The organism is Kosakonia sp. PSU_27, assembly GCF_039409795.1.
Taxonomy (GTDB): domain Bacteria; phylum Pseudomonadota; class Gammaproteobacteria; order Enterobacterales; family Enterobacteriaceae; genus Kosakonia.
Genome location: NZ_JBCIVK010000006.1, coordinates 145,786 through 165,315, shown reverse-complemented (window position 1 = coordinate 165,315; position 19,530 = coordinate 145,786). Strand labels below are relative to the sequence as shown.

13 protein-coding genes are annotated in these 19,530 nt (G+C 51.4%); 8 read left to right on the top strand and 5 right to left on the bottom strand.

What is annotated here, in order from left to right; genetic code table 11:
- Nucleotides 1–19 precede the first annotated feature (19 nt).
- Nucleotides 20–1,516: an inorganic phosphate transporter PitA gene (gene pitA / locus AAIG26_RS16525; RefSeq protein WP_045507687.1), complete on the bottom strand. Its 1,497-nt coding sequence runs from the start codon at nt 1,514–1,516 to the stop codon at nt 20–22.
- Between the two features lie 229 nt (nt 1,517–1,745).
- On the opposite strand from pitA, the gene AAIG26_RS16520 reads away from it, so the two are divergent.
- Entirely contained in the window at nt 1,746–2,948 is a 1,203-nt protein-coding gene (locus tag AAIG26_RS16520) for an NAD(P)/FAD-dependent oxidoreductase (protein ID WP_269232115.1), read from the top strand.
- Between the two features lie 73 nt (nt 2,949–3,021).
- On the opposite strand, the gene AAIG26_RS16515 is transcribed toward AAIG26_RS16520, so the two are convergent.
- Nucleotides 3,022–3,858 (bottom strand): DUF1796 family putative cysteine peptidase, encoded by an 837-nt coding sequence (locus AAIG26_RS16515; RefSeq protein WP_343180995.1) that lies wholly within the window; start codon nt 3,856–3,858, stop codon nt 3,022–3,024.
- A gap of 673 nt (nt 3,859–4,531) precedes the next feature.
- On the opposite strand from AAIG26_RS16515, the gene AAIG26_RS16510 reads away from it, so the two are divergent.
- Nucleotides 4,532–5,953: a hypothetical protein gene (locus AAIG26_RS16510; RefSeq protein ID WP_343180994.1), complete on the top strand. Its 1,422-nt coding sequence runs from the start codon at nt 4,532–4,534 to the stop codon at nt 5,951–5,953.
- A 150-nt stretch (nt 5,954–6,103) separates the two neighbouring features.
- Here the strand turns inward: AAIG26_RS16510 and AAIG26_RS16505 are convergent, their stop codons facing one another.
- Nucleotides 6,104–6,808: a GNAT family protein gene (locus AAIG26_RS16505; protein ID WP_020455632.1), complete on the bottom strand. Its 705-nt coding sequence runs from the start codon at nt 6,806–6,808 to the stop codon at nt 6,104–6,106.
- 532 nt (nt 6,809–7,340) lie between these two features.
- Between AAIG26_RS16505 and tssI the strand changes: the two genes are divergently transcribed.
- Genes tssI through AAIG26_RS16485 form a run of 4 tightly spaced genes read left to right on the top strand, consistent with a single transcriptional unit; the run spans nt 7,341 to nt 14,933 of the window.
- Entirely contained in the window at nt 7,341–9,266 is a 1,926-nt protein-coding gene (gene tssI / locus AAIG26_RS16500; protein ID WP_343180993.1) for a type VI secretion system tip protein TssI/VgrG, read from the top strand.
- Entirely contained in the window at nt 9,266–9,685 is a 420-nt protein-coding gene (locus AAIG26_RS16495) for a DcrB-related protein (protein ID WP_343180992.1), read from the top strand. The genes tssI and AAIG26_RS16495 overlap by 1 nt, the downstream gene beginning before the upstream one ends.
- Before the next feature lie 2 nt (nt 9,686–9,687).
- Nucleotides 9,688–14,268, top strand: coding sequence for an RHS repeat-associated core domain-containing protein (locus AAIG26_RS16490; RefSeq protein WP_343180991.1), 4,581 nt, complete (start codon nt 9,688–9,690; stop codon nt 14,266–14,268).
- Nucleotides 14,269–14,276: 8 nt separating this feature from the next.
- On the top strand, nt 14,277–14,933 hold the full coding sequence (locus AAIG26_RS16485) for a pentapeptide repeat-containing protein (protein ID WP_343180990.1): 657 nt from the start codon (nt 14,277–14,279) through the stop codon (nt 14,931–14,933).
- A gap of 743 nt (nt 14,934–15,676) precedes the next feature.
- Here AAIG26_RS16485 and AAIG26_RS16480 read toward each other — a convergent pair.
- Nucleotides 15,677–16,264 carry a DUF4291 domain-containing protein gene (locus tag AAIG26_RS16480; protein ID WP_343180989.1) on the bottom strand — a complete coding sequence of 196 codons (588 nt, stop codon included), beginning with the start codon at nt 16,262–16,264 and terminating at the stop codon, nt 15,677–15,679.
- A gap of 611 nt (nt 16,265–16,875) precedes the next feature.
- Between AAIG26_RS16480 and AAIG26_RS16475 the strand changes: the two genes are divergently transcribed.
- Both AAIG26_RS16475 and AAIG26_RS16470 read left to right on the top strand, forming a co-directional pair.
- A complete protein-coding gene (locus AAIG26_RS16475; RefSeq protein WP_343180988.1) occupies nt 16,876–17,349 on the top strand; it encodes a hypothetical protein in 474 nt (157 codons plus the stop codon).
- A 337-nt stretch (nt 17,350–17,686) separates the two neighbouring features.
- Nucleotides 17,687–18,664, top strand: a complete 978-nt coding sequence (locus AAIG26_RS16470) for an AEC family transporter (protein WP_020455622.1) — start codon at nt 17,687–17,689, stop codon at nt 18,662–18,664.
- 17 nt (nt 18,665–18,681) lie between these two features.
- Here the strand turns inward: AAIG26_RS16470 and AAIG26_RS16465 are convergent, their stop codons facing one another.
- Complete coding sequence (locus AAIG26_RS16465; RefSeq protein WP_045507701.1) at nt 18,682–19,476, bottom strand: SDR family oxidoreductase; 795 nt, start codon at nt 19,474–19,476, stop codon at nt 18,682–18,684.
- Between the last annotated feature and the right edge of the window lie 54 nt (nt 19,477–19,530).

Below are 19,530 nucleotides of genomic sequence, written 5' to 3'. Positions count from 1 at the left end.
TTGTCGTGCGTGAAGCGCGTTAAATCAGATGCAGCGCCAGCCAGTACAGTACGCCGGACAGAATAATCGAGGCTGGCAGGGTGAAGACCCACGCCATCAGAATATTGGTCACGGTTTTACGCTGCAGGCCACCGCCGTCAACGATCATCGTCCCGGCAACGGAAGACGACAGCACGTGCGTAGTGGAAACCGGCATCCCGGTGTAACTCGCCAGACCGATAGAAACAGCGGCTGTCATCTGCGCGGACATGCCCTGCGCATACGTCATGCCTTTCTTACCGATCTTCTCACCGATGGTTGTCGCCACGCGACGCCAGCCGATCATCGTACCCAGGCCTAACGCCAGCGCGACGGCCATGATTATCCAGATTGGCGCGTACTCGATGGTGCTCAGCATATCGCCTTTCAGCTTTTTCAGCAGACGCTGGTCGTCAGCGCTAACTTCCGGCTGCTTCGCCACCTGGTCGGTGATATCAGACAGGCAGAGCATAATGCGACGCAGCTGGCTGCGTTGTTCCACCGGCAGTTTGTCGTAGCTTTCAACATTGGTCAGCATCGTTTTCGCGCGATCCAGCGCCATAATGGCGCGGCCCGGATGGCAGTGGAACTCACCCGGTTGGGTGGCCACTTCTTCCGGCGTTGGGATAAGCGGATCGACACCGGTCACTTTTTGCAGCAGCGCCGGATGTTGCTGGAAGTACGTTTCCACGTTGTTGACGGCATCACGCGTACGGGTGATGTCGTAACCAGAGGCATTCATATTGACCACGAAGCCCGCAGGCGCAACGCCAATCAGCACCAGCATAATCAAGCCGATACCTTTCTGACCGTCGTTCGCACCATGCGAGAAACTCACGCCAATCGCGGAGAGGATCAGCGCGATACGCGTCCAGAACGGCGGCTTTTTCTTGCCGTCGATTTTCTCGCGTTCAGCAGGGGTCATATGGATGCGCGCACGTTTTTTCGTGTTGCTCCAGTAACGACGCAGGATAAACACCAAACCGCCAGCGAAGACCAGGCCCACGATCGGTGAAACGATCAGCGAAGCGAAGATATTCAGCACTTTCGGGATGTTTAACGCGTCCACCACCGAGGTGCCGGTCATCAACGCATTAGTTAAACCAATACCGATAATCGCGCCAATCAGGGTGTGGGAGCTGGAAGCAGGCAGGCCCAGATACCAGGTGCCAAGGTTCCAGATAATAGCGGCCAGCAGCATGGAAAAGACCATCGCCAGACCATGCGCAGAGCTGACATTCAGCAGCAGATCGGTGGGCAACATATGCACGATCGCATACGCGACGCTCAACCCACCCAGCAAGACGCCGAAGAAGTTAAACACCGCTGCCATCACGACCGCCAGCTGAGAACGCATAGCGCGTGTATAAATGACGGTTGCTACGGCGTTGGCTGTGTCATGGAAGCCGTTGATGGCTTCATAGAACAGAACAAAAACCAGAGCAAGCAAGAGTAACAGCCCGGTATGAAGATCCAGGCCGGCAAACAAATGTACCATAGGTCGTTAAGCCATTTTGAGGACATGAACGCGGCGCATTATCAGGGACATTGGCAGCCTCGGCAAAGTGAATTATGTATTTTTTTTGACATTATTTCTTAAATTAAACTGACATTTTAAAATTAATTTATATTTTTCAATGCCCTGTTACCATTCGCGCGTATTCACGCTGGTGCGACCAGCGTGAACTCTTTACAATCCGCCACGATTTATCAATGAGGGTGAAGTTGTGGAAAAGTTTGATGCTATTATTATCGGCGCCGGTGCGGCGGGCATGTTCTGCGCGGCGCTGGCCGGGCAGGCGGGTCGTCGGGTGTTATTGCTGGATAATGGCAAAAAACCCGGCCGCAAAATTTTGATGTCCGGCGGCGGACGCTGCAACTTTACTAACCTTTATGTCGAGCCTGCGGCATATTTGAGCCAAAACCCGCATTTTTGCAAATCTGCGCTGGCGCGCTACACCCAGTGGGACTTTATCGATCTGGTTGGTAAATACGGTATCGCCTGGCATGAAAAGACGCTGGGGCAGCTTTTTTGCGATGATTCAGCGCAACAAATTGTCGATCTGCTGGTGGCCGAGTGCGAAAAAGGGAACGTCATCCTGCGTCTGCGCACGGAAGTGCTGAGCGTTGAGCGTAACGACGATGGCTACACCTTGCAACTCAACGGCGAAAGCGTGCAGGCGAAAAATCTGGTCATTGCGTCCGGCGGTTTGTCGATGCCGGGGCTGGGCGCTTCGCCGTTTGGTTATAAAATCGCCGAGCAGTTCGGTTTAAAGGTGCTGCCAACGCGTGCCGGATTAGTGCCGTTTACCCTGCATAAACCGCTACTGGAGCAGATGCAGACGCTTTCCGGCGTCTCGGTGCCATCGGTAGTTACCGCCGAGGATGGCACGGTTTTTCGCGAAAACTTGCTGTTTACCCATCGGGGATTATCCGGCCCGGCTATTTTGCAAATTTCCAGCTACTGGCAGCCGGGTGAATTTGTCAGCATCAATTTGCTCCCCGATGTCGATCTGGACGGCTTCCTCACTCAGCAGCGCGATGCGCACCCGAATCAGAGCCTGAAAAATACGCTGGCGATGCAGTTGCCAAAACGGCTGGTGGAGTGTCTGCAACAGCTTGAGCAGATCCCGGATGTCACATTGAAGCAGCTCAATAGCCGCGAGCAGGAGAATCTGGTTGCGCTGCTGACGAACTGGCGTGTGCAGCCGAATGGCACCGAAGGTTATCGCACCGCAGAAGTGACGCTCGGCGGCGTCGATACCCATGAATTGTCGTCGCGCACCATGGAAGCCCGCAATGTGCCGGGTCTGTATTTTATTGGTGAAGTGATGGATGTCACCGGCTGGCTTGGCGGTTACAACTTCCAGTGGGCGTGGTCGAGCGCCTGGGCCTGCGCACAGGCCTTAGCGGCGGAACCCTCGGCCTGAGCCCGCGTAACGCAGAAGAAAAAAGCCCAGCCCGGGCTTTTTTATCGCCGGTGAATCGCTAACGTTTCTTTTGTTACAGCGGCACGCCTGAGCCGGTGGAGACAAGTGCGCTGTCGGGGAGCGTGTGGCGCTGACTGAGATTGTATTGGTCCACTATCCCGAACATTTCGGCGAAAAGCGCATCGTCTTTTTTCGCCCAGAATGTATCTAAATCATCCCCGCTCCATATCTCATGGGTATGGCATACAAATTCAAGCAAACCGCTTTCATGCGGCGTGAAGTCGATACGTTTGGCGCTATTTGCCGCAATAATGTGTTGATAGAAAAGCACGATCTTACAGTCGCAACCTTGCGCGTTATACAACGACAGGAATTCATTGAGATGTTCCCGTAAAAGGCAGAGATCGGAATGCTCGGTGATACGGTGATGATAAAGAAACACAAAATCTTTTTTGCCCCGGTATTGTAGCTGGCGGGAAATACGGCGTTGAAAGGCGCGGCTGTCTTCTTTAATTCTTAGCGGGTCATGATGGGTGAATTCAAAACCCAGCATATGCCTTTCGCTGTATTGCCCTGTACATTTTTCGTAAAACGTTGAACGCACAACGGCATGCTCGCCATCCGGGAAATGTTGTAAATGCTCTTTTTCCAGCAAATGGCGATAGTCGTCTTTTTCCATTTGCAGAATATATTCAATATTCGAGCGCCCCGATGAAAAAACGGAACTGAAGGATTTTCGGTTATGTCGGCGAAGAATATCATCGGGAAGACAATTCTCACCCAATGAAACCCAAAGTACTTGCGAAGTGAAATTATTGCGATATTTCCATTTCTTATGCAGGTTACGCATCGTTCTTTTCAGCGATTTGAGGTTATCTCTTACGCGTTGTTTAATGGCTTCGCCTTTCATCAGGGGCACCTCATGTTGTTATTACACCATTCCAGATAAAGCGATGAGTGACCTTATCGCTGCTGATTTTATCTATTGTGCTGCCTCTGAATGTTTGTGCAGCGTTAAGGTAAGTTATTGTTATATTTATTTTTGTCTGACGCAGGGTTGCTATTCTGCGTAGGCGTTGTGAAATAAAGAAATTCGCTTTACTGACCGTGGTCAGTAAATAGCGGGCGAATGCGTGACATCCGCTATTACTTCTCTTTGCGGATTTTAAAATAGGAAATTTTTGTTGATGGCCTGGTGGTGATTATTTCTTTGGCAGAAGAAATAAATTATGCCAGCCATAATAATAAAGTTAGGTCATATACATGATATATCCTGAGTTATGCGCTTCATTAAGAAATTCCTCACGGCACGTTTCATTAGCACCATGAACAGGAGATAAATTTGATATAAAGACTCACACGCCGTTACATATTTTACACTTTGTCTTGTCTTTACCCCTCATCAGGAAAATCTCAAAATAGTCCGCCGGGCTTGATGCAGGTCGCGGAATGAAAATAAAGCCGCGTCAATTTTTTGTGGAGCCGATTGTTTTTACGCCTTTAATGTTTGCCGCCATCTGCCGATAACGTCAGTACGCCCTCCGTTGCGCAATTAGTGAAAATACCTCTGACAAGGAATGAAAATGAAAACCGGCACGTTACTCCTGCCTGCACTGCTGGCTGTCGCTATTAGCGCACAAGCCACTGATTACCCTGAAATCCAGGGCAAAAAAATCGTCAGCAACACCGTAAACCCCTTACTGATGATGCGCGTGAATGACCGTATTTCCGCCCTGAACCAGCTGGTTTTCAGCGACGGGCAGCACATTAACCGCTGGGATGGTTTTGATTGCACCACCAACAAAGCGGTGAAGCTGTACTGGGAAATGCTTGACGATCAAGAGGCGGTGATTCGTCGCTTCTACGGCGACAGCTACGAGCGTTACGCGGAACCAAAACCCCAGAGCGCGCTGGATGATATTGCTAAAAATCTTTGCCAGGCTTCCCGGCTGAAAAACCCAAGCTGGGTTTATATCGAGAAAATGTCGAAATATGAGACGCCAATTCTGCTGGATACGGCTTCAGTGTTGCGGGTTAATGAGTTGGTGATCGCTAAAATTGGCTTTGAATACAGCGAGATCACTTTCGATCCGCCGTATGACGCGCCCTACGATTTGAAACTTGAAATCCATGGCTATAACTGTGAAACCCAGCATGACAATGTGATTGCCGGGCTGGATATCACGCCCGAAGGTTATGTCTCGGACAGCCTGACCGGTAAAGCGGCACAGCGTCGCGCGGACACGTTTGTCAACACACCGGCCACCACCGCTGCGTTCAAACAGCTTTGCGCCATGAGCACGCCTGCTGCGTTTAAAGGGGAAGGGGTGTATGTTCCGTCAACGAAGAAAAAAAGCGTCTCCACCCTCCTTGGCCCAAGTCTGCCAGACTTCACCAACAATTCACCGCAATGGATGACCCAGTTCCCGCTGCGCGCAGATATCGAAAAGCAGGCTCTGCAAATCGTTAATCCGTGGGCCACACCGCGCTTTAAAAAGCTGACATGGAACATGCAGTGGAGCGATAACGATGTCGTACCGATGCAACTCGATGTGCAACCCAACGGGCTCATGCTGCTGCTGGAAAACTACAAAATGTTCAAGGCGCAGCGCCTGACGATGGGCAACCTTGGACAGTTAAAAGGCGCCATCAGTCTGAGTTATTCACCAACGGTAACCAGTGAACTTCACACCAATCTGCGTTTTCCGCTGTACCAGGGGCAGAAATTTACCTTTGATACGGTTGCACCGAAAATGGGTAAAGGTGAGAAGAACACGGTGATTAATCGCCGGTGCGAAGTGAACGGCAGTGATGATGCGCGTCAGATCAACAGTGCGTTCAGCGGGCGTTACTGGAAAGTGGTCTGCGAGATTGAAAGCGATGGCGAAACGCATAAAGAGACGCTGGCCTGGCTGTCTGATTTGAATGTCTTTATGCCGTTAACCCAGTGGGAAAAAGGCAAAGAGACACCGGTGAAAGTGACCGATGTTGAGGTAACACGCTAGTTAAACGTAGACCTGAGCCGACCGGCTCAGGTTCCACCGTTAACCAGGCCACCTGGGCAGGTTTCACCTGCCGGTGCAGGCAATGCAGAGCGTGTAAACGCGTTATTCGCAAGTGCCATGCGTTGAGGTATGAATCAACGCATGGCGCTATCAGTAGCGGCGGAATGAAGAGAGTTTATGCAACTGGCGACCACGACCGTCAAAGTTATCCTCGTTCAGCCAGCCATTCATCATTGAGGAGAGACCCGACCATTCGCGCACGGTAATTGAAAACACCGTAATATCGCTCAGCCGTCCTTTACGGATTTTCTTTTCGCGCAAAATCCCTTCTTTCACAAAACCAATGCGTTCCGCCGAATGAATCGCATCCGCGTTATAACTGCCGGTGCGCCATTCACATCTGCGATACTTCAATTGATCGAAAAAGTAAGACAAAACAAGATAAAGACTTTCAGTACTCATACGGGTTCTTTTCATTAACGGCGTCCAGTTAACGTCGCCAATATCGAAAGAACCATTTTCCTGATCGAATTTCCCGGTATAGAAAATGCCTTTTATTTGCTTATCGGCTTTATCTTGTACCGCGAAATAGATTCTGTCAGGACGTGACGCGAGATTTCTGAGATAGGCATAACATGCGGTCATATCTTTCGGCCGGGGATCTTCAAGATAAGTCCAGTCCCGGTCATCATCAATGCTTTGCCATTCCGGGAAGAGATCTTCCGCGTGATCCACGACAAGCGGTACAACGTCGCAGTAACGGCCTTTAAGCGAAATTTTTTCTGGCAGCGGGCGTTTTGTCCAGTCCTGGATTTCCTGACCAATGCGCTGTCCATACTGATTAAAAAATTCCATTATCCCCTCCTGATTATTACGAATTTAATCCTGCTTAACTTTTATTTAATGGGTGTTAAATGGTAATGATGTATAGAGCTATATTTTATCGGCATATAATTATGAGACTTTATATAATCACGGAAATAATATAACGGCGGGTGTTTTAAAAACTTATACTGCTTTTCATCTGGCGTGTCTGCGCTTTCGCGTGAAAGTGGGATAATAATCGCGAAACAGGTATTGCATAATTTAACTTAGCATTTTTGAATAACACGGCTGCAACAGCGCAATAGCAATTTAGCGGCATGAGATTTGGCCTAAGCGTCATTTTTTAGCGATTATTCAGCGCCTGCTTGTAAAAAAATGACTCTTTTTTTTAGTAGGTTAATCGCGGATTAGGATAATTCCTGGCATTTCTTGCCGCGAAAAACCAGACAATATTGATCTTTTTGTTTACAGCAATCGTGCGGTAGCTTTTTCTCAAACCCGTAACGTTAAACTTCTGGACAGCACCCGGAATCGTGCATGTCCCTATGTCAGGATCCGATTTATGAGCAATCGAATTACTGTTCAGTTACCCGTCGATGGACTGCTTTTCTGGAAAATCTCCGGACGGGAAGCGCTGTCCGAAGCCTTCACCTTTAACCTGCAGTTGCTGGGCACCGACGCGCGAATGGACCGCAGCACGCTGCTGGGTAAATCGGTGACTGTCGCAATACCAACACAAACGCTGACCGGCGCGCCGCGCTACCTTAACGGCAAAATCACCCGCGTGGGGGTGAGCGCCGTTGAGCTTTCCGGCACCCGTTATGCGGTGTATCAACTCACCGTCGAGCCGGATTTGTGGCCGATGAAACGCGACCGCAACCTGCGTATCTTCCAGGGCCAGACAGTACCGCAAATCGTCAAAACCCTGCTCGGCGAATACCAGGTCAACATTGAAGACAAACTGACCGGCAGCTATCGCACCTGGGACTACTGCGTGCAGTACCAGGAGAGCAGCTTTGATTTCATCAGCCGCCTGATGGAGCTGGAAGGCATCGCCTACCACTTCCGCCACGAAGCGGACAAACACACGCTGGTGCTGACGGATGCGGCGACTCAGCATGATCCCTTCAGCGGTTACGAAACCATCCCTTATCACCAGACCCCTTCCGGTGGCAGCACCGATGAAGAAGGCATCAGCCAGTGGGCGCTGGAAGATAGCGTAACGCCGGGGCTTTACAGCCTTGATGACTACGATTTCCGCAAACCCAACGCGTGGTTGTTTCAGGCGCGGCAAAACCCGAGTTCACCCACGCCGGGCACCATCGATGTTTATGACTGGCCAGGGCGCTTTGTCGAACACGGTCACGGCGAGTTTTATGCCCGCATCCGCCAGGAACGCTGGCAGGTGGAGCATCAGCAAATTGAAGGCACGGCGACAGCGATTGGTATTGTGCCGGGCAGTACGTTCCAGTTGACCAATGCGGCGTTCTTTAACGATAACGGCGAGTATCTGGTGACGGCGGCGAACTACTTTTTTGAAGAGAACCGCTACGCCAGCGGCGCTGACAGCGAAACCATTCACCGCATTGATTTCAGCGTTATCCCCTCATCGGTGGTGTTCCGCCCGGCGCAGCAAACCGCGTGGCCGCGCACGTACGGCCCGCAAACTGCGCGTGTTGTTGGCCCGCAGGGGGAAAGCATCTGGACGGATAAATATGGCCGCGTGAAGGTGAAATTCCACTGGGATCGGCTGGCGAAAGGCGATGACACCAGTTCCTGCTGGGTGCGTGTCTCCAGCGCATGGGCCGGGCAGGGCTTCGGCGGCGTACAGATCCCGCGCGTGGGCGACGAAGTGGTGATCGACTTTATTAACGGCGACCCGGACCGACCGATTATCACCGGACGTGTCTATAACGAAGCGAGTATGCCGCCGTGGGCGCTGCCCGCTGCCGCCACGCAAATGGGCTTCCTTAGCCGCTCAAAAGACGGTTCGGTAGACAACGCCAACGCCCTGCGCTTTGAAGATAAAGCAGGCGAAGAACAGGTGTGGATCCAGGCGGAACGTAACATGGATACGCACGTCAAAAACGACGAGACGCATACCGTCGGCGGTTCACAAAGCGTGAGCGTCACGCGGGATTACACCGGTTCGGTAGCGGGCAAACACACCCAGGCAACGCAGCTTTCGCACGAACAACTGGTTGGCGGCGGCTTTACACAGATGGTGCAAGGGCCGCTGGTGCAGGCTTCTGACAACAGCATTCAGCTGGTGGCGGGGCAATCGGTGCTGACGCTGGGCGCGAACGGCACCGTCACGCTGAAATGCGTGGATTTTCAGATCGATGCTATCGGTTCGGGGGCTATCAACACCGCAGGCCTGCTGGATTTAAACCTGACAAAACCGACAAAAGGTGAAGATGCGCAGCCCACCATTGCGCAGATCCAGGCGGCGGTAAAAGCGGCATTTAATCAAGGGACGGATAAATAATGGCGACGGCGCAATTTGTACTTTCCGAAGGCGAACTCACGCTGCCGGATGCTTACCAGGATCGCAGCATTAACGTGCTGAAATTCAAAGAGAACAATGCCACGCTGGTGATCACCCGTGCCTGGGATATCAAACCCGGCGACGAAGAGAGTTTCCTGAACCAGCAACTGGCGAAAGTGAAACGCAGCATGCGCAAAGTGGTGACGGGTGAAACGCAGGACAGCACGGTTGCCGGGCAGCCGGCCCGCGAAGTGTCGCTGCGTTTCGAAAACCAGGGCGCGGTGATATATGAAAAACTCGCCGTGACCCGCATTGACGATCACCTGCTGGTGCTGACGCTCAGCCGTACCATGCCCTTTGATACGGACGCAGATGCGTTCTGGACATCAATCCGTAAAGGTTTACAGCTGAGGGCGTAAGGATGACGGATTACATCGCGGCCCGCATTGAAGATCCGCTGGTTCATAGCTCTGCGCTGGCGGATATGGTCAGTGGGCTGGTAGAAGGGGCGATTGTCCTGGGGATCATGTTCGTCGCCGGAACGGGCATTGGCGCCGTGGTGGGCGCGGTGGCGATTGGCGCACTGATGGTCAGCGGCACGCTGGGCAAAATTGGAGATGCGGCCGGGAAAATGGTGGATGCGCTCATCGACCCCGGACCGCCGGATGCGCATATCGTATCCGGCTCGGACGATGTCTTTATCATGAAGAAAAATGCCGCGCGCGCCGCCGCGACGGTAGACAGGGACTATTTACAAAACCTTGCCGCCGCGCCTGCCGATGAGAGCATCGACTGGGCAGCCATCGGCATGTTAGCCCTCGCTGGCGCCGCGGCGGTGATGAAAACCGCCCTGAACCCGAGTGCGGCGCTGCTGGCGGTTGCCGAACGCGCCAGCCACCTTACGCTCGACGACATGAAAAAGTGGGGCTCCAACCTGTGGGAAGATTTGACGCAGCCGATGGTGGAGAGCGCCGATCCGCATGCCACCCCGATGCCGAAAGATAATGTCGACTGCAAAAAAGGGCACATGGTTACCAGCAGTAACTTTGTCGCCCAGGGCTCCAGAACCGTTTTAATCAATAACCAGCCTGCCGCGCGCAACGGCGAGAAAAGTACCTGCGAAGCCGAAATCAAAGTCAAAGAAGATCCGCGCGTGCGCATCGGCGGTGAAACCATTACCGTGCGCGATATCCGCAGCGGCAAAAACCAGCTGGCTTACCTGATTGGTAACCTGCTGGGGAGCCTGGGTATTGGCGCGCTGTCGCGCCTGATCAAAATGGCCTGTGAGCGCCAGCTTATTCGCGGCCTGCTCAAAGAGATCATCTGCCCGCTCGGCGGAATGGCCATTTCACAGGTTCTTACCGCCGCAGCCATCAGCGCGGTGAATACTGCCTTCCCGGTGAACATTCCTACCGGCGCAAAAGTCCTCGCCAAAGAAGAGGATCTCGATTTTGTGCTGCCAGACCGTATGCCGCTTTACTGGCAGCGTATCTATCACAGCCGCAACCGCGCCACCGGCATGCTCGGCACCGGCTGGATGCTGCCGTTTGAAACACGATTGCTGCGCCTGGCCGATAACCAGTTGATCTTCCGCGATATGAGCGGGCGCGAGCTGGGGCTGGGCGAAGTGCTCAGCGGCGATATGATCTCCTACCCGGAAGACGGCCTGAAGCTGTTTTGCAGCCCGAACGGCGCAATGGTTATTCAAACCGGCGACGGCGAGCAGCAGATTTATGAGCCGGATCCAACACGGCCCGGCGAGTGGCGTATGCACCGTCTGTATGACCGCCACGAAAACGCCCACTATTTTAGCTGGAACGAACAAGGCCAACTGGTGCGTATCTCCAGCGATAACGAAGCGCTGGACGTGGAGCTGGAGTACGAAGCAACGTTCGGACGACTGCGTGCGGTTTACCAGGTTTATGGCGGCGCGCGCCATCTGCTGGTGTCCTATCGCTATAACGAACAAGGACAACTGATTGCCGTTACCGACGCTGATGATATCGTTACCCGCCAGTTTGGCTGGGATCGCGCCAGCGATATGCTGGCCTGGCACGGCTTTTCGACCGGCTTAACCGTCCATTACCAGTGGCGACCCGCAGCCGATTCCAGCCACTGGCGCGTGAGCGCCTATCAGGTGCATGACGAGCAAGGCGCGGTGCTGGAAAACTGGCGTATCGACGCCGATGAAACCAAACGCTATGCCCGCGTCAGCAACGATGAAGGCGTGGTGAGTGAGCACCACTGGGATGCGCTGTACCGCATCACGGAGTACACCGATGTGCACGGCGGCAACTGGCAATTTAGCTGGTCGGGGAAATCCGAGCAGCCGCTTGCGGTGATTCAGCCGGACGGCGGTCGCTGGGAATATGCGTGGGACGATCGCGGCAACATGACGCTGGAGCGCGATCCGCTCGATCGCGCGACGCTGAAAACCTGGCACCCGCTGTACGACTTCCCGCTGACCGAGGTGTTACCGGACGGCGCAAGCTGGCGCTATGAGTACAACCTGGCGGGCGATGTGGTGTCGTTGACCGACCCGGAAGGCGGCGTGACCCGCTTTGAGTGGAACGACCAGGGCGATTTGCTCCGCCGTATCGATGCGCTGGAAAACAGCCACCGCTTCTGGTGGGATGCGCTGGGGCAGTTGATCCGCGAAGAGGATTGCTCCGGCAACCTGAGCCGCCGCCAGTATGACGATGCTGGTCGGCTTGTGCTGACCACCGATCCGATGGGCAACACCGAACGCTATATCTGGAGCCCGGCAGGTCGCCTCAAAACGTTCATCCGCGCCGATGGCCGCGAAACCCTGTTCAGGTACAACAAAGCCGGTCTGTTATGCGGCCAGAGCGTAGATGGCGTCAGCGAGCGGAAAGTGACGCTTAATGCGCGCGGGCAAGTGACAGAAGCTGTCGATCCCGCCGGGCATGTTACCCGTTTCCGCTTTAACCGCGCGGGTCGCCTGGTGACGCTAACCAACGCCAACAACCAGCAATGGCGCTTTGATTACACCGCCACCGGTTTGCTGACGCGCCAGTATGATTACGCCGGGCGGCAAACCGAGTATCAGTACAACGCTCTGCAACAAGTGGCCACGCTGGTGCGCCACCCGGTTAGCGGCAGCAACCTGCCGCCGCAGGTGATGAACTACGAATATGACGCGCTTGGGCGCATGATTGCGCGGGAAACCGAGCAGCACCGCACCGAGTACCGCTATAGCGAACTGGCAACGGAAGTGCGCCGCTATGTTTACAGCGAGTGGCGTCAGGCGGCGATTGATATGCGCGAACCGGAAAATGCAGAAGTGATTGTTTTCCGGCGCAATAAACTTGGCGACCTGGTGAGCGAGGAGAACCACGCTGGCAAATTCGAACACCAGTACGACGCATTAAGTAACCTCAGCGCCACCACGTTCCCGGACGGGCGGCAGATGCAGTACCTGCGCTACGGCACCGGGCATCTGCTGGAGATGCAGCTCGTCTTTGGCGGCAAAACGCTGCCCATCACCGGCTACCAGCGCGACAAACTGCACCGCGAAACCCATCGCACGCTGGGCGCGCTGGAACTGGAGACGCAGTACGATATCGCCGGGCGCATCACGCAGCGCCGCTGCATGGACAATGTGCGCGACCGGCTGGTCTTCGAACGCCGCTACCAGTGGGATCGCGCCGACCAGATTATCCGCCAGATGTATACCGACGGCACGCCGCCAACCCCTGCGGAGAAATACCGTCAGTCGCTGTGGGGCTACGACGCGGCTGGTCGCATGACGCAGAGTATTCAGCCAACCGGCGAGGAGCGTTTCTGGTATGACGCGGCGGACAACCGCACCACGCCGGATTTACCGCCGGTGTGGGACAACCTGCTGAAACGGCTGGAGGGCGTGCGTTGGGAATATGACGGTTTCGGACGCATGACTGAACGCCACGACAGCCATCGCGGCACGGTGCAGCGCTTCAGCTATGACGATGAACATCGCATCAGCCAGGTGATAATTGAGGGCGACGCGGAGTTCACCCGGGCCGAATACCGCTATGACGCGCTCGGTCGCCGCACGGAAAAACAGGTGTGGCGACGCCACACCCGCAACGCGGAACGCACGCAGTACGCATGGTCGGGCTTGCAGATGGTTGGCGAGTGCAGCGACAGCTATCCGGACGCGGCCGTGCAGTATATCTACACGGAAAACAGCTACGAACCGCTGGCCCGCGTCGACAGCCGCGGCGAGCATGCGGATGTTTACTGGTATCACACGGAGCTGAACGGTCTGCCGGAAAAAGTGACCGACAGCAGCGGCGACGTTGTCTGGCAGGGCGTTTCCACCACCTGGGGACGCAGCGAGCGGGAAAACAGCAACGTGGACTGGGATGTGCCGCAGAACCTGCGCTTCCAGGGGCAGTACCTCGACCGCGAAACCGGACTGCACTACAACACCTTCCGCTACTACGACCCCTGCGGCGGACGTTACACCCAGATGGACCCGATAGGGCTACTGGGTGGGCTGAATACTTATGACTATGTGCCGAACACATTAAGGTTTATCGATCCGCTTGGGTTGGCAGCATGTGGTGTGGGTTCCGGTGGTAAAGGGTTAGGAGGTCACCAGGCAGTCGATCGTGCCGCTGCTGAATTAGATGCAGCTGCGCAACGTGCGTCACGATTACTCGACCGAGGGGGCCATATGAATACAGCATGGGGAAAAATTTATCAGCGATGGGCTAATAATCAATATGTACCTCAATGGCTTAAAAATGTTTCCCGAGGCAATGCTATTCAACAAATTACTGACAGACTGACATTAAACAATAGATATTTAACTGATATAGACATAAAGCGGAATGTAACGGGTTCATGGTGGGGTAATCTCCGTCCTGACTATCATGCAACTTTACCTAATGGAAAAGTTGCTGTGTTTGATATAACAACGCCTGGTCAGGCTCCCAAAATTATGAAATATAATGTTGACGGCGTAACAGATTTTTTGATCAACATTCTTTATTGAGGCGTTTTATGAGTAAGAAATTAAAAAAAGAATTAGTTGAAAGATGGAACCATGAATTGGATTTTGGTATCAATCATAGTCTTAAAAAAGAAAACTGGAAGGATAAGAATACGCCTAATTCTCGCTGGGTTGAGCATCCTTTTGGCATAACCGAAGAAGGTAAACTCGATTTTAGAGGTTTTCCATTTAGAGAGCCTCTAAAATTTCATTATCTAAAAAATATAGATTTTTCTTACTCATTAACACTTAATGAGATGACTAAAGGGTATGGTATGTCTCGCGGTGGGAGCATTATTTCATCTATAGTTGAATATTGCTCTTTTGTTGAGTCTTTAATGCCTGCGAATTTATCTGAAAAATTCGTTGGATGTAATTTTGATAAGGCTGTTTTTGACTCGACAAGAATAAATGCATTATTTGAATCATGTACTTTCATTAAATGCAAAATAAAAAATGTTCTTGGCGAGATGAGGTTCATTAATTGTAACTTTGTGGGGGCTAATCTGACAAAATCTAATTTTTACTCCTGTTATTTTGAAAATTGTCAGTTTGATAAAGCGAATTTCTCTGGATGCAATATTTCAGGATCAACGTTCGTTGGTACAAAACCATCAGAGTCTCAGATAGCAAGCTGTGCCGTGGCAGATAAATTGAAATTTATGTGAATATAAATTCCTCAGGAGATATTTTTGGGCTGATTTAATCATTTGAGTTCGATCACGCCCAAACTTTTTGTTTGGAATTATCGGGGGCTAAATATTGGCGTTTATGCGGTGTGCGGATTTTTTTATAGCTAAATAAATTCAATTGAAAGCTATTGCGAAAGGGGGCGCTGCTTCTTTTTCAGAATCAGGTTATGTTACCACTGCTGGTAAAGTATCTTTCTTAAATTATATGATCTGGCGATAGTATGTATATTCGTAATCACTGATACGTCAGAAATTCTCTTTAGATTCTTTTGGAATAAAATGAATAATGATTTCTCGATTTCAGATGAATTAATTATGGATGTGGTCGTAAAATCAGACTTGCAGATACGCCTGGCGAGGGAGAGATAAATGCTTTGTATCGGGTGTTAGACGTTTTTTGTGATACGTATAAAGATAAACATCTTGTTCCCAAAAAAATAATTCATGCGCTTTTTATCCTTCACGATAACCTGGAAGGTATGCTTCAATATTCATCAAAGGGAAACTCTACTTATTTTTTCGAATTTAATTCCATGGTCAATGAATATATTGAGAGGTTATTTTTAGGTTAAGGATAATTTCCATATGGTTAAAGCTGTTCTGGTGATAAATAATGACATAAAAAAGACTATTATGAACATCCCGATAATACATCCAGCCTTAATGGCTGATTGTATTGTTTCGAATGTTACACCATATTTCAATATATCCCACTTTAATTAAATATCATAAACCCGCTCTTCCGGTAACAACGCAAGTGCTTCATTAATGCGCTCACTCTCTACCAATTCATGAATTTTCGCGGCAAGTTCTGTAACATCGGTAATGTTCACAATCCATTTCTGGCAGTAATCGGCGACCGCCTGATTGCGTAATCCTATCTGTATTGTGCGGTGATCCAGTTTGTTCAAACGGATATCACGCTCCGGATCCCACTGGATCACCACATCTGACGCCTTTATTTGGCTTTGCCACTCAGCTTCTTCTGCGCCTGAGTGCCGGTGATGGCTCAAAATTCCCTGATTAAGGATTTGCTTAAACCCGTCATGGGTAAGATCAATCGCCAGAATCCGGTGCTGATTTGGATCTTTCTTTCCCCAGCCGGAGCGGTACATCATCCACAGAAAAGAGGGCTTAATCCACGTCATGCGGGTCGTACTGAAAGGCGGCGAGACGAAGGTGCCATGCGCAAGCGCGCTGTCTGCAATGGTGTCGGAATAAGCCTGGTAAACGCGGATAAAATCGTTGTTGTAGAATGCTCTTAATTGCTTTTCGGCAGTTAATTCATCTGCCTGGTTTTTTTTCATTATTCGTGTACTCATCCTAAGTGAACATATTGCCTGGTCATTCTAGCACAGCGCTTAACGTCGAGGATAAGCACCATACCGAAGCATAAGAATTATTAGTGTTCGAATAATCTCAGTCATAAGCCAGCCGCATTTCCAATCTACTGATGTAACAAATTACATTCACCATAAAAAATATTAATCGACAATCTCTGGCAACGGAAAATGTTGTCGCTCTTAATTATGCCGCTAACTGTTTTTCATTCGATGTGATTGATAGCATAAGCAATGCATACGCCTTTCGGAAATTCCTTATCAGACTTGAAACGCATACCAGTGATAAAATGTGTTCGAAACGTGACGGGTAGACCTACCAATAACCGTAGTTTTTATAATGAAAATATAACGTATACGATTTGTCGTACATTATTTTATGGACATAACAGCCGTTATTCGATGAAAAAATATTTATAAAAGAAAAGCTAATGCATGCGCTACACTGCATAGAAAAGCGCATCCTTTCAAGGAAATGATAAAAGAAATTACTCGCATCTAGTATTGGTTTATCTTGGGTTTACTTAATTTTATATATCGTGCATCAGAGATGGTTTAATGGTTACGGAAGGATGTTTATGGTTGACTTTAACGCAGATATTGTGAGCTTTATATCATTAGGTAATGTTCTTCTTGGCGATTCCATTGACCTTTACCTGGAAGACATTTTTAATAATTATACTGTGGAAATTAAAGAGTATTCTCTGCCTGCACCGTCCAGTGAAATCCGGTATGCTTATTCGGTACAAAATGGCACGCTAATAATAGTAACCACCACGGATGATATTATTGTTTCAGTCGGCTGCAACGAAAAATATGCCGGAAAATATAAAAATAGATTGTATGCCGGTATAACCATGCAAGAACTTTCTCAGCGTAGTAAAGACCTGCGAATCCTGAATGGTGCGCTGATTGTTGACCAGGACTACGGTCTCTCATTTACGTTGCCGCCACCATATGATGAGATTGCCGATTCCCTTGGGCAAATCCCACAGGATTTATCGCTTAATGAAATTTATGTATGCGATCATTCTGGCTGGATAAACAAATAATAAGTCTCCTTTTGAAAACTCTGTTGATAATGATGTCTGAGGCAATATTTTTGTGCTAAAGGCAAACTCAACAGAGTTTTTATATCGATATTAACAACGCCATCGTACCCAGCTAATACACAATACTATCGACCATTAATCGCAGCTGCTTGACCAGGCGACAATCCCCTGCAGGCGCATGGAGGCAGCAGGCGTTAACGCCAGTGCTGTGAGCCGACATGCTTTTTTCAGCTAAAACCTCAAAGCTGGCGTCAGGCACGCTGACGGCGGTGATACCTTCCCCTATACTGCGGAAAACAAAAGAAAATAACCGCTCGCTACATTTACAGGGTAAAGAATGGATACGGCTGAATTCTTCGCGCAGCTCGCGCAACAACTGCTGCTCTCTGCACCGCTTTTTTTATTGATTGCGCTGGGATATTGCCTCGGGCGCTTCGCCGGTTGGCCTGAATCGGTTAACGAAGGGCTCAACCGCTTCTGTTTTAACGTAGCCATTCCATGCATGCTGTTCAAAGTGATGAGCAAGTTCTTCGAAAGCCCGCCGGTGGATATGCGGCTGCTGATTGCCTACTTCGGCACCTGTTTTGTCATCTATGTGATTGGGCGCATCGCTGCGAAAAGCCTGTTCCGTATGGACGCGGTATCGGCCTCGGTGTTCGGTCTGGCGGGCATTTTTTCCAATAACGTGATGCTGGGCATTCCCGTTGCCATTATTTTACTTGGCGCATCGAGCCTCTCGTCGGTGGCGCTGGTGCTGGTGTTTAACAGCCTGATTTTATGGACCCTGGTGACCGTGTCGGTGGAGTGGGCGCAAAACGGCAGCTTCTCGGTGCGGGGGATTGGCAAAACGCTGGTGAGCGTGCTGCGCAACCCGATTATCATCGGTATCTTCAGCGGGTTCGCCTGGAGTTTTTTGATTCATCGCCCGCTGCCGCCGTTCCTCGATAGCCCGGTGAGCATGGTGGCGCAGGTCGCCGCGCCATTAACGCTCATCACCCTCGGCATGAGCTTGTCGCGCTACCAGATCCGCAAAGGGTTAGCGGAAAGTTTGACCATCTGCTTGCTGAAACTGATGTTGATGCCTGCTTTGATTTGGTTGATTGCCTGGTTGCTGCATTTGCCGCGCGAAGAGAGCCAGGTGGTGGTGTTGCTGGGGTCGATGGCGGTGGGGATTAACGTCTATCTGATGGCGCAAAAATTCCAGGTACTACAGGGCGCGACGGCGACCAGCATGCTGCTTTCCACTCTGCTGTCGACCGTGACCACGCCGCTGTTTATGATCCTGATGACGCATTTCTATCCGAACTGGCCCTGAGGCCAGCCGGAAAGCCGTCAAACAATATCATCCACCACGCCGCCGTCCACGCGCAGCGCTGCGCCGGAGGTGGCGGAAGCCTGTTTCGAACAGACATAGACCACCATATTCGCCACCTCTTCCACGGTGGCGGCGCGCTGGATAACTGAACTCGGGCGATTGGCCATCACAAACTCTTTCGCCAGCGTTTCCAGCGATTTCCCGGTCTTTTCCATCTCTTCTTTCATCATGCCGGCAAAACCGTCTGACATGGTTGGTCCGGGCAGTACGCTGTTAACGGTGACGCCGCTGCCGGCGACAAATTTCGCCAGCCCGCGTGCCAGCGAAAGCTGCGCGGTTTTCGTCACGCCGTAATGGATCATATCCGCCGGGATATTCAGCGCCGATTCAGAAGAGATAAACACCACGCGCCCCCAGCCTTTTTTCACCATTGCGGGCAGCAGCGCACGCGAGAGGCGCACGCCAGACATCACATTGGTTTGCCAGTAATTTTCCCAGGTCGCATCGTCGGTGGCGTAAAAATCCTGCGGGCCGTAAATCCCGGCGTTATTCACCAGAATATCGACCTCGCCGCTCGCTTTCAGCAGCGTTTCCACGCCCTGCGCTGTGCCGAGATCGGCAACGGCGGTACGCAGCTTCGCACCCGGCACCTGTTTTTCCAGCGCCGCTTTTGCCTCATTCACCGAACCTTCGCTGCGCCCGTTAAGGATCACTTCCGCGCCGCTTTCTGCCAGCCCTTTAGCAATCGCAAAACCAATACCGCCCGTTGAAGCGCTGACCAGCGCGACTTTACCGTCGAGTGAGATTTTCATTGTCTGCCCCTTATCCAGTGGATTTCACAAATGTATTAAGGCTAGCAGTTGGGG